At 71.3% G+C, this 12954-nt stretch carries 12 protein-coding genes; 5 read left to right on the top strand and 7 right to left on the bottom strand.

Annotation, left to right across the window (positions count from 1 at the left end; genetic code table 11):
- Positions 1-23: 23 nt before the first annotated feature.
- Complete coding sequence (locus ABZ267_RS28030) at positions 24-1028, bottom strand: CBM35 domain-containing protein (RefSeq protein WP_356755239.1); 1005 nt, start codon at positions 1026-1028, stop codon at positions 24-26.
- 143 nt (positions 1029-1171) lie between these two features.
- Positions 1172-2827: a diguanylate cyclase CdgB gene (cdgB, locus tag ABZ267_RS28025; RefSeq protein WP_356755238.1), complete on the bottom strand. Its 1656-nt coding sequence runs from the start codon at positions 2825-2827 to the stop codon at positions 1172-1174.
- A gap of 390 nt (positions 2828-3217) precedes the next feature.
- Here cdgB and ABZ267_RS28020 point away from each other — a divergent pair, with 390 nt between their 5' ends.
- A complete protein-coding gene (locus ABZ267_RS28020; protein ID WP_356755236.1) occupies positions 3218-3724 on the top strand; it encodes a flavin reductase family protein in 507 nt (168 codons plus the stop codon).
- Between the two features lie 48 nt (positions 3725-3772).
- Here the strand turns inward: ABZ267_RS28020 and arfB are convergent, their stop codons facing one another.
- Complete coding sequence (arfB, locus tag ABZ267_RS28015) at positions 3773-4207, bottom strand: alternative ribosome rescue aminoacyl-tRNA hydrolase ArfB (protein ID WP_356755234.1); 435 nt, start codon at positions 4205-4207, stop codon at positions 3773-3775.
- Positions 4208-4411: 204 nt separating this feature from the next.
- Between arfB and ABZ267_RS28010 the strand changes: the two genes are divergently transcribed.
- Together ABZ267_RS28010 and ABZ267_RS28005 are read left to right on the top strand one after the other, a co-directional pair.
- Entirely contained in the window at positions 4412-4987 is a 576-nt protein-coding gene (locus ABZ267_RS28010) for a TerD family protein (protein WP_356755232.1), read from the top strand.
- A 283-nt stretch (positions 4988-5270) separates the two neighbouring features.
- Positions 5271-6881, top strand: coding sequence for a M4 family metallopeptidase (locus ABZ267_RS28005; protein WP_356755230.1), 1611 nt, complete (start codon positions 5271-5273; stop codon positions 6879-6881).
- A 28-nt stretch (positions 6882-6909) separates the two neighbouring features.
- Here the strand turns inward: ABZ267_RS28005 and ABZ267_RS28000 are convergent, their stop codons facing one another.
- The 4 genes from ABZ267_RS28000 to ABZ267_RS27985 form a co-directional block, all read right to left on the bottom strand.
- Positions 6910-8310 (bottom strand): M1 family metallopeptidase, encoded by a 1401-nt coding sequence (locus tag ABZ267_RS28000; protein WP_356755228.1) that lies wholly within the window; start codon positions 8308-8310, stop codon positions 6910-6912.
- An 83-nt stretch (positions 8311-8393) separates the two neighbouring features.
- Positions 8394-9632: a hypothetical protein gene (locus ABZ267_RS27995; protein ID WP_356755226.1), complete on the bottom strand. Its 1239-nt coding sequence runs from the start codon at positions 9630-9632 to the stop codon at positions 8394-8396.
- Positions 9629-10225 carry an ankyrin repeat domain-containing protein gene (locus tag ABZ267_RS27990; RefSeq protein ID WP_356755224.1) on the bottom strand — a complete coding sequence of 199 codons (597 nt, stop codon included), beginning with the start codon at positions 10223-10225 and terminating at the stop codon, positions 9629-9631. The genes ABZ267_RS27995 and ABZ267_RS27990 overlap by 4 nt, the downstream gene beginning before the upstream one ends.
- Before the next feature lie 32 nt (positions 10226-10257).
- Positions 10258-10815 carry a heme-binding protein gene (locus ABZ267_RS27985; RefSeq protein ID WP_356755222.1) on the bottom strand — a complete coding sequence of 186 codons (558 nt, stop codon included), beginning with the start codon at positions 10813-10815 and terminating at the stop codon, positions 10258-10260.
- 226 nt (positions 10816-11041) lie between these two features.
- Between ABZ267_RS27985 and ABZ267_RS27980 the strand changes: the two genes are divergently transcribed.
- Positions 11042-12307: a sensor histidine kinase gene (locus tag ABZ267_RS27980; protein ID WP_356755325.1), complete on the top strand. Its 1266-nt coding sequence runs from the start codon at positions 11042-11044 to the stop codon at positions 12305-12307.
- The gene (locus ABZ267_RS27975) at positions 12304-12948 is read left to right on the top strand and encodes a response regulator transcription factor (protein ID WP_356755220.1); all 645 of its coding nucleotides are present in this window, start codon (positions 12304-12306) and stop codon (positions 12946-12948) included. The genes ABZ267_RS27980 and ABZ267_RS27975 overlap by 4 nt, the downstream gene beginning before the upstream one ends.
- Positions 12949-12954 lie beyond the last annotated feature (6 nt).

The raw sequence follows: 12954 nt of genomic DNA, 5'->3' as shown, positions 1-12954 counted from the left end.
GGGCCGTTCCGTGAGCCGGCTGCCTACTTCTGCGTGACTTCCAGCCAGTCGAGCAGCACGTCGCACTGGTTGCCGTCCTCGCAGGAGATCTTGATCTCGTTGTCGCCCTTCTGGAGGTCGACCGGCGCCCAGGTGGTCTGCCAGTTCTTCTCCAGGTTCGTGTCCGAGGAACTGATGAAGTTCTTCAGGCCGATCGGCTGCGTGTTCGGCTTGCCGTTGACCGTCAGGGTCGCGTTCGCGTCGACGGCCGGAATGGCGTAGCGCACGGTGAGGCGGTACGAGCCCTCGGTCGGCATCTTCGCCTTCCAGGTCACCGAGGAGCCGACCTGGTTGAAGCCCGAGACATAGCTGCCGCCCACGCCTTCGGCGCCCTTGACGGACTTGTCCGTGATGGCCGAGCCGCCGAGCGTCAGCGTCGCCGCGTCCTGCTTCGGGAGCTCGACCGGCTCCGGCTTCTCCTCGGGCTCCTTGTCCGGCTGACCGGACTCGTCGACCTTGTCGGCGGGGCCCTCCGAGGAGACCGCCTCGTTGTTCTTCTTGTCCTTGTCGCCGTCGCTGCCCGAGAGCAGTGCCGCGCCGATGCCGAGGAGGACGACCGCGACCACGGCGACCGCCGCGATCAGCAGCGCCTTGGTGTTCGGGCCGCCACGGCCGCCGGAACCGCCGCCGGAGACCGAACCGTGGTGCGCGGCGGGCGCGCCGCCGGGGTAGGTCTCGGGGGCCGCGTACTGCGGGTTCGGCTGGTGGTACTGGGGTGCGGGCGGCTGGCCGTAGCCCTGCTGGGGCGGGTAGCCGTAGCCGCCCTGCCCGGGCTGCGGCGGGACCTGCTGCTGCCCGTACTGGCGCTCGCCGACCGTCCGCACCTGGTTGTACGACGTCCTGGGCACGCCCGGCTGCGCGGCCGGACCCGGGTAGCCGTAGCCGCCCTGGCCGGGCGGCTGGGCGCCTGCCGCTTGTCCGTCCGCGTACAGGTAGCCGAACGGATCGTCGTCCTCGGGCTTGCTCGCGCCGTTGCTTCCGGCCGTCATCCCTGGGTCACTCCTCACCATCTCGCCAGCCGTCGCCGACCGGCCGAGCCTACCTCGTACGGAGCACAGTCCGAATGGCGATCATGGACCGGGCCGGTTCGGAGGGACGTGTACGGGGTAAGGGTGCGCGTCGGCCGTGAACATCATCCGGCTCTGCGGTGAACCTTGGACCGCGACCGCTTCTCGACGTACATCCGCTGGTCGGCGGAGCGCAGGACCTCTTCCACGCTCATCCCGCACTCGGCCCAGCCGATGCCGAAGCTCGCTCCGACCCGGACCGCGCGCCCATCGACCCTTATCGGCGGAATGATGGCATTTCGCAGGCGTACGGCCAGGTCAGCGGCGTCCGCCGCGCCGAGGCCGTCCGCGAGAACGACGAATTCGTCACCTCCGAGCCGCGCGACCGTATCGCCGTCCCGGACACAGGTGGAGAGCCGTCGCGCGACCTCTATGAGAACCGCGTCACCCGTGTGGTGGCCGAAGCGGTCATTGATGGACTTGAAGCCGTCGAGGTCGCAGAAGAGGACCGCGAGCCCCTTCGTGCCGTCGTCGTGCTCCGCGTCGGGGGCGACCGTGTGCACATGGTGGTCGTAGAGCCCGCCGCCGGGCGCCGCCTCGCCTTCGTACCCGTCGGACTGGTAGCCGTGGGTGAGGGACGACTCGACGTCTCCGTACGCCGCGTCCAGCGCCTCGATCGCGGTGGCGGCCGGAGAGTTCGGCCACTCGCAGATCCGGGCGCTGAGGCGGGACTTCAGCTCGGCGCTGTTGGGCAGGCCGGTGAGCGCGTCGTGCGAGGCGCGGTGGGCGAGGTTCAGCTCGTGGCGCTTGCGCTCCTCTATGTCCTCGACGTGGGTGAGGAGGAAGCGCGGCCCGTCGGCGGTGTCGGCGACGACGGAGTTACGCAGCGAGACCCACAGGTACGTCCCGTCCCGCCGCCCGAGCCGCAGCTCCGCCCGACCGCCTTCGGCCGAGGTGCGCAGCAGGGTGCCGATGTCCTCGGGGTGGACCAGGTCGGCGAAGGAGTAGCGGCGCAGGACGGAGGCGGGACGGCCGAGCAGCCGGCAGAGGGCGTCGTTGGTGCGGAGCAGCCGGCCGTGCTGGTCGCCGCCCATCTCGGCGATGGCCATACCGCTCGGCGCGTACTCGAAAGCCTGGCGGAAGGACTCCTCGCTGGCCCGCAGCGCCTGCTGTTCACGTTCGAGCCTGACCAGTGCGCGCTGCATGTTTGCTCGGAGGCGAGCGTTGCTGATCGCAATGGCGGCCTGGGAGGCGTACATCTGGAGCGCTTCGCGCCCCCATGCGCCGGGGCGGCGCCCATTGCGCGGCCGGTCGACGGATATGACCCCGAGAAGGTCCCGTCCGCCTCCGGAGGCGTACATCGGCGCGTAGAGCCGGTCCAGCGGGTGCCACTCGTCCTCGAAGCGCGGCTCGGGGCCCTCGGTGTGCCACTGCGGTACGTCGTCGTCGAGCAGGACCCAGCCTTCGGTGTGCGGGATGAACCGCAGCTGGTCCCAGGCCTCGCCCATGGTCAGCCGGCGGTCCCAGGAGGTGCGGGAGCCGACACGGCCGGTGATCAGGGCCTCGGCGGCGGCGTTGCCCGCGAAGGCGGCGATGACGAGGTCACCGTCGGGCCGGACCAGGTTGACGCAGCCCAGCTCGTATCCGAGACCGGTGACGATGCCGTCCGCCACGGTCTGCAGCGTGTCCGCCAGACTCCGCGCCGTGTTGAGATCAGCGACGGCCTGGTGCAGCTGCCGCATGGTCGCAAGGCGGACGTAGGGTTCCGACTCGGCCTCCATCGCTCGCACTCCCCGAGACCTCGACAGCAACTCCAGGTTTCATATCGACGTACTTGTTGCAGTGTCACGGCCACTGAATCACAGTGAGCTGTGCACCCGGTACACAGGGTCAGCGGAAAATGGACTCTGTGACTCAAGTCACAACAGATGGTCCAGTGGTTGAGGGTGACTCTTCGGGCGTTCTGTCGTTTTCCTGGCGCAAATCCGGCCGTACGGATCCGGCCACGCTTCGGTGTCCGGACACCCTCGGGGCCTCGTCGGGCTCAGGTCCTAGGACCCGCCTGGTCCCCTGGCCCGATGTCGCGGGCCGTCGTGCGCGGTTAGCGTTCCGGTGTGCTGCAGACGACTCCCGCCACCCCGAGCCCCGAGCCCATCCCGCATGCTGAGGGGGTGAGCAACGACGAGTTCCGCGCAGCGCTCGCGCGGCTGGCCGCCGGAGTGGTGCTGGTCACCGCGCAGGAGCCGCCGCTCGACGAGGAGGGCCGCGGCGAGGACGTCGGGATGACGGCCACCGCCTTCATGTCCGTGTCCCTGGATCCGCCTCTGGTGATGGTGAGCCTGCGCAACGGCTCCCGGATGGACGACCTGCTCGACGAGCAACCGTTGTGGGCCGTCTCCGTCCTGGCGGCGGGCCAGCGGCAGATCGCGGGACGGTTCGCCATGAAGGGCCGGATCAGCGACCGGCTGCTCTTCCAGGACCTGCCGTACGTACGCGGCGAGGTGACGGCGGCACCGCTGATCGGTGGTGCGCTGGCGACCCTGGAGTGCCGTACGGAGCAGCGGGTGGTGGCCGGTGACCACACGCTGGTGATCGGGCGCGTGCTGACGGCTGAGGTGCCGAGCGCGGACGGGGAGCCGTTGGCGTACTTCAAGGGGCGCTACCGGCAGCTGGGGTGACGTAGACGCGCTATCGGCAGCAGGGGCTGGCGGGCTTGGACCCTGCGGTCACCAGTCCCGGCCGGAGCGGCCGCGCTTGGTGTCGCCGCGCTGCTTCTTCTCGCGCAGCCTGCGCTCGTTGATCCCGCGCGGGATCTTCCGCTTGATCCGCGGCTTGGGCGGCGGCGCCGTGGCCTCGGCCAGGAGCGCGGCGAGGCGGACGGCGGCCGTCTCACGGTTGCGCCACTGGGAGCGGTGCTCGGACGCCCGCACGGAGATCACGCCGCCGACCAGCCTGCCCGCCAGCCGCTCCAGCGCCCGCGCCTTCCAGACCTCGGGCAGCGCGTCGGTCGCGGCGAGGTCGAAGCGCAGCTCCACCTGGGAGTCGCTGGTGTTGACGTGCTGGCCGCCGGGCCCGGAGGAGCGCGAGAAACGCCACATGAGCTCGGCCTCCGGCAGGGAGACCGAGCCGCGGATGACATAGGGCCCGGACATGTCATCCATGTTCCCCGTCCCGCACCGGGTTCGTCACCTTCTTTTGCGCCTGAGCTGTCCGCAGGAGACCCCTTCGGCACCTCTTCAGGAGGAAGTTCGGCAAAGAAAGTAAAGAGAGCAGGAACCTCATGGTCTGCTGGCTGCGTTAGGACGGGTGACGGTAGCTTTCGTGATGGCACGAATGCCCGCACACGACGAGGAAAGGGACTTCCCATGGCTGTAAGCCTGTCCAAGGGCGGCAACGTCTCGCTCACCAAGGAGGCCCCGGGCCTGACCGCCGTCACGGTCGGCCTCGGCTGGGACGTCCGCACCACCACCGGCACCGACTTCGACCTCGACGCCTCGGCGATCGCGGTCAACACGGAGGGGAAGGTCGTCTCCGACGGCCACTTCGTCTTCTTCAACAACAAGTCGACGCCGGACCAGACCATCGTGCACACCGGTGACAACGTCACCGGTGAGGGCGAGGGCGACGACGAGCAGATCAACGTCAACCTGGCGGGTCTGCCGGCCGACGTCGACAAGATCGTCTTCCCGGTCTCCATCTACGACGCCGAGGCCCGCAGCCAGAACTTCGGCCAGGTCCGCAACGCGTTCATCCGCATCCTCAACCAGGCCGGCGGCGCCGAGATCGCCCGCTACGACCTGAGCGAGGACGCCGCCACCGAGACCGCCATGGTCTTCGGCGAGCTCTACCGCAACGGTGCCGAGTGGAAGTTCCGCGCGGTCGGCCAGGGTTACGCCTCCGGCCTCAGCGGCATCGCCCGCGACTTCGGCGTCAACCTCTGACCCGAGCCGCACCTGTCTCCACCGGGAGCCCCCGACCGCGCACGCAGGCGGCCGGGGGCTCGCGGCTGTGCGCGTGACGTTCCGTCAACTCACCTGTACGGCCCCATGTACAGCACAGAGAAATCATGCCACTCCACCGAATACCGGACACGTGAACACCTCAGCCGGACAAGGACTGGTCAAAAACTTGTGAGGTAATTGTCGGCACACCGTCAACTTCGCTCATTCGGTGGCACGCTCTCCGCTCGTAGTCCCCCCACAGGACGACCAACGGAGAACACGCATGAACCTCCACACCACCCCCCACAACTCCCGCACCACGCGCACCACCCGTCGGCTCGCAGCACTCGCGGCGGTCGCCTCGATGGTGGTCGCCGGAGTCCAGACCGGTTCCGCGGTCGCCACCACCGGTGACAACGGCAGTGACGCGCCGGCACCCTCCACGGCCGCCGCGCTCGGCATCAACTCCTCGGCCGACCGCGCCACCGCCATCAGGTCGGCGCAGACCGAGACCACCGCGGCGGCGAAGGCCCTCAAGCTCGGCGGCAGCGAGAAGCTGATCGTCCGCGACGTCATCACCGACGCCAACGGCACCGTCCACACCCGCTACGAGCGCACCTACGCCGGCCTGCCCGTCCTCGGCGGCGACCTCGTCACGCACACCGCCGCCGACGGCACGCTCCGAAGCGTCGACAAGGCGACGGACGCGAAGATAGCCGTGGCGTCGACCACACCGAAGCTGAAGGCCGCGGCGAGCGCTCGCAAGGTGATCTACGCGAGCCACGGCAAAGCGCCCGTCCTCGCCTGGGAGACCGTCAAGAAGGGCGTGCGGAAGGACGGCACGCCGAGCCGCCTCCACACCATCACCGACGCCACCACCGGCAAGAAGCTGCGCAGCTACGAGGCGATCGAGACCGGCACCGGCCACAGCCAGTACAGCGGCGAGGTCGAGATCACCACCACCAGGACCGACGCGGGATTCGAGCTCACCGACGCCGAGCGCGGCGGCCACAAGACGTACGACCTGAACCAGGGCTCCTCCGGCACCGGCGCACTCGTCACGGACGACGACGACACCTGGGGCGACGGCACCGGTGAGGACCGGCAGACCGCCGCCGTCGACGCCCACTACGGCGCCGCGAAGACCTGGGACTTCTACAAGTCGGCGCTCGGCCGGGACGGCATCCGCGGCGACGGCAAGGCCGCGTACTCGCGCGTCCACTACGGCAACGCGTACGTCAACGCCTTCTGGGACGACAGCTGCTTCTGCATGACGTACGGCGACGGCGAAGGCAACAAGAACGCGCTCACCGCCATCGACGTCGCGGGCCACGAGATGACGCACGGCCTCACCTCCGCCACCGCCAACCTGGAGTACGCGGGTGAGTCCGGCGGTCTCAACGAGGCGACCAGCGACATCCTCGGCGCCTCGGTGGAGTTCTTCGCCGACAACGCCTCGGACGCCGGTGACTACCTCATCGGCGAGAAGATCGACATCAACGGCGACGGCACGCCGCTGCGCTACATGGACCAGCCGTCCAAGGACGGCAGCTCGGCCGACTACTGGGACGAGAACCTCGGCAACCTGGACGTCCACCACTCCTCCGGCGTCGCCAACCACTTCTTCTACCTGCTCGCCGAGGGCAGCGGGAAGAAGACGGTCAACGGCGTCGCATACGACTCGCCGACCTCCGACGGCTCGACGCTGACGGGCATCGGCCGGGAGAAGGCGTACCAGATCTGGTACAAGGCGCTCTCCGTCCACATGACCTCCACCACCGACTACGCGGGCGCGCGCGTCGCGACCGAGAAGGCGGCGACCGACCTGTTCGGCGCGGACAGCGAGGAACTGAAGGCGGTCTCGGCCACCTGGACCGGCGTCAACGTCAAGTAACCCCAGCAGTACGGAACCCGGAAGCCGGTCAGCCCGTCACGGGCGGCCGGCTTTCGCCGTACAGCCAGGCGTCCCACAGCGCGGTGAGGTCCTGGCCGGTCTCCTTCTCCACGTACGCGATGAAGTCGTCGGTCGAGGCGTTGCCGTGCCGGTGCGCCTTCGTCCATCCCTTGACCAGCGCGAAGAACGCCTTGTCGTCGTCGATCGCGAGCCGGATCCGGTGGACGACCATCGCACCGCGCCCGTACACCGGCGGCTCGAACAGATCGGCGGCGCCCGGTGGATCGGCTGGCGGAAAGGCCCAGTTGGCGTCGTCCGCGTACGCCTCGTCGAAGCTCTCCTGGACCGGTACGTCGTCGTGGTCGGCGGCCCAGAGCCACTCCGCGTACGTGGCGAAGCCTTCGTTGAGCCAGAGGTCGCGCCAGGTCGCGGGCGTGACGGAGTTGCCGAACCACTGGTGGGCCAGCTCGTGGACGAGGAGCGCGGTGTCGGGCGGGCCGGGGAAGACGGGGCGGGTCTGCGTCTCCAGCGCGTACGCCGAGTCGCCTTCGCGCTCCACGATCGCTCCGGCGGAGGTGAACGGGTACGGCCCGAACTTCTCGGCCGACCACGCCAGTACGGCCGGGATCTCGTCCAGCACGTCCTTGCTCGCGGCCGCCGGCTCCGGGTCCACGGCGGTGAACAGCCGGATGCCGTCGGGCGTGCGCGACTGCTCGGTGGTGAACCGGCCGACGGCGACGGTGGCCAGATAGCTCGCCATCGGTTCGGCGGTCCGCCAGCCGTAGGCGGTACGGCCGTTCTCCGTACGGCGGGCGACCAGCTCTCCGTTGGAGACGGCCTTCAACGGATCGGGAACGGTGACCTCGATGTCGTACGCGGCCTTGTCGCTCGGGTGGTGGTTGCCGGGAAACCAGGCCATGGAGCCGGCCGGCTCACCGAGGGCCACCGCGCCGTCCGCCGTCCGCAGCCAGCCCTCCTTGCCGCCGTCCGCGTCCGTGATGGCCTCCGGCGAGCCGGAGTAGCGCATGACGGTGGTGAACGTGCGCCCCTTGCGCAGCCGTTCCTCCACCGCGGCGCCCGGCCGGATCGTCAGCTCCCGGCCCGCCCGGTTCACCGCCGCCGGCCGCCCTTCCACGGTGGCGCTCTCCACGTCGAGCCCGGCCAGGTCGAGGTGGAAGGCGCTGAGGTCCTGCGTGGCGCGGGCCGTGATCGTGGCGGTGCCGCGCAGCCGGTTCGCGGCCGGGTCGACGTCGAGCTCCAGGCCGTAGTGGGTGACGTCGTAGCCGCCGTTGCCGAGGCCCGGATAGTACGGGTCGCGCAGTCCGACCGCGCCCGGAGCGCCTTCGACACCGCCGGAGCAGCCCGCGGCGAGGAGGACGAGAGCGAGGAGGAGGACGGGAGTGGCGGCAGCCGGGAGGCGGTGGTTCACCGGTCGATCCTAGGCGTCGGATGCGGTGCGGCTGTGGACGGGAAGGAGCCGCCCGCCCCGGGGGACGGGCGGACGGCTCCGCCTCAGAGGATGGCGATACCGAGAGGTCGGTTGCCTGCTTCCAGCCGTACCGGCTCGTTTTCCTCGTCGTGCAGGTCGACGACGGTGATCCCGTCCCCGTACCCGTCACGAGTGAACCCGCCGGTGACGTACGCCGTACGGCCGTCCGCCGACACCGCCACGTCCTCGTGCGGCCCGTCCAGCGGAACGATCCGCTCCTTGCCGTCCGGCGTGCGGACGGTCAGCGACGGGTCCTCGTCGTCCGGGCCGATCGGGCCGGTGCCGACGACGACGAGGGTGCCGTCGGGAGCGAGGGCCGCGCCGTGCTGGTGGGTGTTGGCGGTCATGCGCTCGATCGCCACCTCGCCGGTGCCCGGGTCGAGAACGGCGAGCCGCTCGCCCTCGAACGGCAGCAGCAGCTTGCCGTCCTCGGGCCGTACGACGGCGTAGTGCGGCTTCAGCCAGGAGCCGGGACCGCCTTCGGTGCCGTACGGCGCGACTTCCATGCGCCGGGTCTTCAGCGTGCCGGCGTCCACCGCCGTCACGTCGAAGGAGTCGTGGTCGGTGGCGTACACCTCGCGGCCGTCCGGTGAGACGTCCACGTCGAAGGGCCGGCGGCCGACGTCGGCGACGCCGGTGACCTCGCGGGTCGCGGTGTCGATGACCTCCACCGTGCCGTTGCCGTCCGGCACGTTGACACCGACGTAGACGTGCTGGCCGTCGGGTGCCAAGGCGATGCCCATGCCGCCGCCCCGGTACTCGCCGGTGGTGACGGACCCGGTCTCCGTCTCGTACGGGACGGTCCCGATCCGGGTCCGCCGCTGCGTGTCCACGACGGCGACGCCTTCGGCGGTGGCGACCCAGGCGCGTCCGTCCTCACCGACGACGAGACCGTAGGGGGCGGTGCCGACCTCGAGGGAGGCGATGGGGCCGGCGGTCTTTCCGGAACCTGGCGTGCCGGGGTCGACGAAGGTGACGGTGTCGCTGCCGAAGTCGGCTACGAGGAGGGTGCCTTGCGGGGTGCGGCCGGTGGCGCTGGAGGAGGCCGGGGCTGGAGCGGTCGTTTCCGTAGCGTCCGGGGCGGAGGCGGTCGTTCGCCGCGCGTCCGGAGCGGCCTCCGTCGTGCCGGTCGCGCAGCCGGCGAGGACGGCGGCCGCGGCGAGAACCGGCGTGAGCCGGCGCGAGCGGGAGCCGCGAGGCGTACGAGGAGCACGAGGCGTACGGGAAGGAGCGGCGGTCCGCGCCGCGCGTACGCCGGTCACGCTGCGGCCCGCAGCAGCGCGGCGATCTCCGCGAACCCGCGCCGCTCGGCGTGCGTCAGCGCCGTGACGCCGTCCCCGTCCGGCAGGCCGGGAGACGCGCCGGCCGCGAGCAGCAGCTCCACGATCTCCTGGTGTGCCCGGCCGCCGTCGCCGAGGATCACCGCCTCCAGCAAGGCCGTCCAGCCGAGCCGGTTGACGTGGTCCACGTCGGTGCCGGTGCTGCGCAGCACCTCCCGTACGTACGCGACATGGCCGCGCTCGGCGGCGGGGATCAGCGAGATGCCGCCGAACCGGTTGCGCAAGGTCAGATCCGGCCCGGCCGGCAACAGGACGTGCAGCATCGCGACGCTGCCGGTGACCCCGGTGACCAGCCACGGGCTGTCCTCACGCCGGTCCTGCGCGTCCGGGTCGGCGCCGGCGGCCACGAGCAGCCGGGCCGCCTCCACATGGTCGCCGAGCGCGGCGAGAAGGAGCGGGGTGCGCAGCTCCTCGTCGCGGACGTCGACGCGCGCGCCGCCCTCGATCGCGGTGCGCACACCGTCGGTGTCGCCGGTGCGTGCGGCGGTGAGCAGGGCGTGATCGAGGGCGTTCATGGGCCTCTCCGTTCTCGGCTGTGCGGAGGTGACTATCGGGCGAGCGCGGCGACGCCCGCCTTGGCGAACTTCTCGTCCAGGTCGCCGCTCGGCGCGCCCGCCACGCCGATGCCCGCGACCGGAGCGCCCTTGACCTGGACCGGAGCGCCGCCGCCGAGGAACAGAGTGCCCGGGATGTCCTTCAGGTTGGGAGTCTGCTCCAGGCGCTTGACCAGCTCGGAGGTCGGCGCGTTCCAGGAGACGGCGGTGAACGCCTTCTTGACCGCCGACTCCGGCGACTGCGGGCCGGCGCCGTCGCCGCGGAGCGTCACGATGGTGTTGCCGTCGCGGTCGACGACGGCGACCGAGACGCGCTGGTTCTCCTTCTTCGCGGCGTCCAGCGTGGCCTGCGCGGCCTTGGTGGCGGCGGCCACGGTGAGGTGCGTGCTCTGCTGGAGGTTCCGGTTGCCGGTGTCGGCCTTGACCGCTGCGGCGGGAGCGGCGGCCGGGGCGGAGGCGTTCGCGGTGACGGCGCCGAAGGTTCCGGCTCCGAGGGCGGCGACGGCGACGGTACCGGTGAGGACGCGGGCCCGCAGCGACAGCTTCTTCATGGTGGCTCCCTGGTGGATTCCGGGCCGTCCCGATGACGGTCCCGGCGTTTCGCTCTCTGCCATCGATCCTCCGGCCGGATCCGGCCCCGTACGGTCGACGTACCGGCTGCAAGCGGCGCGCGGGACGGCTGACGCCTCTGTCGGCCGATCGGTTGATGCGGAGGTGGTCGGATGGGGCCACCATGGAGGGATCCGTGCAGGTCAACGAGGGAACGTGAGGTACAGGGTGGAGCGCCGGACCGGTGTACGGGAAGCGGAGGCGGACGGTACGGCCTCCGGCCCCGACCCCGACGCCCGCTGGCTCGCGCTCCTCATGCACGCGGCGTTCTTCCTGCTGCTCGGCGCCTCGCTGACCCGGTTCCTGATGCGGCACCCGGGCGAGGCCCGTACGCCGTGGATCATCGCGCTGTCGATCACGCTGGCGGTGCTGTACCTGCTGGGCCCCGTCCTCGGCTCGCGGCCCACGCCTCGCCGGCTCACCTGGCTCGGGGTCCTGGTCGCCGTCTGGATGGTGCTGGTCGTGCTCGCACCGAGCTTCGCGTGGTGCGCGGTGCCGCTGTTCTACACCGGGCTGCGCATCCTGCCGCCGCGCGCGGCGCTCGCGCTGGTGGCGCTGCTGACCGCCTTGGTGGTGGCCGCGCAACTGCGCCTGGCCACCGGCTTCGACCCGAACCTGGTGCTCGCCCCACCGGCCGTGGCGGCCGTCGCCACCGCCGTGTTCGTGCACATGCAACGGCAGGCCGTACGCCAACGGGACCTGGCGGCACGTCAGCGCGAACTGATCGACGACCTGCTGCGCACCCGGCGCGAACTGGCCGCCACCGAGCGGCGCGAAGGAACCCTCGCCGAGCGCCAGCGGCTCTCCATGGAGATCCACGACACGCTGGCGCAGGGCCTGTCCAGCCAGCAGATGCTGCTCCAGGCGGCCGACCGCACGTGGGCCGCCGACCCGGACGCGGCCCGCCGCCATGTCCGTACGGCCACCGGCATCGCGGAACGCAACCTCGCCGAGGCCCGCCGCTTCGTCCACGACCTGGCGCCGGCCGATCTGGCGGAGGGCGGCGGCCTGGAAGCGGCCCTGCACGCACTGGCGGCCCGCGAGTCGGCCCAGACGCAGGGCGCGCTCACCGTGCGCTGCCATGTGGAAGGCGCCGCGCACGCTCCGCTCCCGGACCGGGTGCAGTCCGCGCTGCTGCGGATCGCGCAAGGGGCCCTCGCCAACGTACGGGAGCACTCCGGCGCCACCGCCGCCGGGCTGACCCTGACCCACCTGGACGACCGGGTGGTCCTGGACATCGGCGACAACGGCCGCGGCTTCACGCCGGATCCCGGCGCCCCGCGCGCGACAGGTGCCGTACGCGGCCACGGGCTCCCGGCGATCCGGGCGCGCGTGCACCAGCTCGGCGGAACGCTCACGATCGAGTCGGCGCCGGGCGAGGGCACGGTGCTCTCGGCCGAGATCCCGCTCACCACCCTGGAGGCCACCGCATGACCGGCCAAGGCGCGCAGACGCCACCCGTACGCATCCTCCTCTGCGACGACCACGCGGTCGTCCGCGCCGGCCTGCTGGCCCTCCTCGGCAGCGAACCGGACATCGAGGTCGTCGGCGAGGCGGGCAGCGGCGAGGAGGCCGTGGTCCTCGCCGCCCGCCTCGCTCCGGACGTCGTCCTCATGGACCTCCAGCTCGGCGACGGCATCGACGGCGTGGCGGCGACCCGCCGCATCGCCGCCGCCGGCACGGTCAACGTCCTGGTGCTGACCACGTACGACACCGACGCCGACATCACCCGGGCCATCGAGGCGGGCGCCACCGGCTACCTCCTCAAGGCGGAGCGCCCGGAGGAACTCTTCGCCGCGATCCGCTCCGCCGCCGAGGGCCGCACCACGCTCTCGGCCCCGGTCGCCAGCCGGGTCATGGCCCGCATGCGCAGCCCCGGCCCCACCCTCACCGACCGCGAACGCGACATCCTGGCCCAGCTCTCCCAGGGCCTCGGCAACCGCGACATCGCCCGCGCGCTGTTCATCAGCGAGGCCACGGTCAAGACCCACCTCGGCCGCATCTACGACAAGCTCGGCGTCGACACGCGGGCGGGCGCTGTGTCGGTGGCGAAGGAGCAGCGGCTGCTGCCGTGACCGGAG

Origin of the sequence: Streptomyces sp. NPDC006174 (assembly GCF_040614075.1) — a bacterium.
GTDB lineage: Bacteria > Actinomycetota > Actinomycetes > Streptomycetales > Streptomycetaceae > Streptomyces.
The sequence above is the reverse complement of the archived record's forward strand: the minus strand, read 5'-3'. Positions and strand labels throughout refer to the sequence as shown.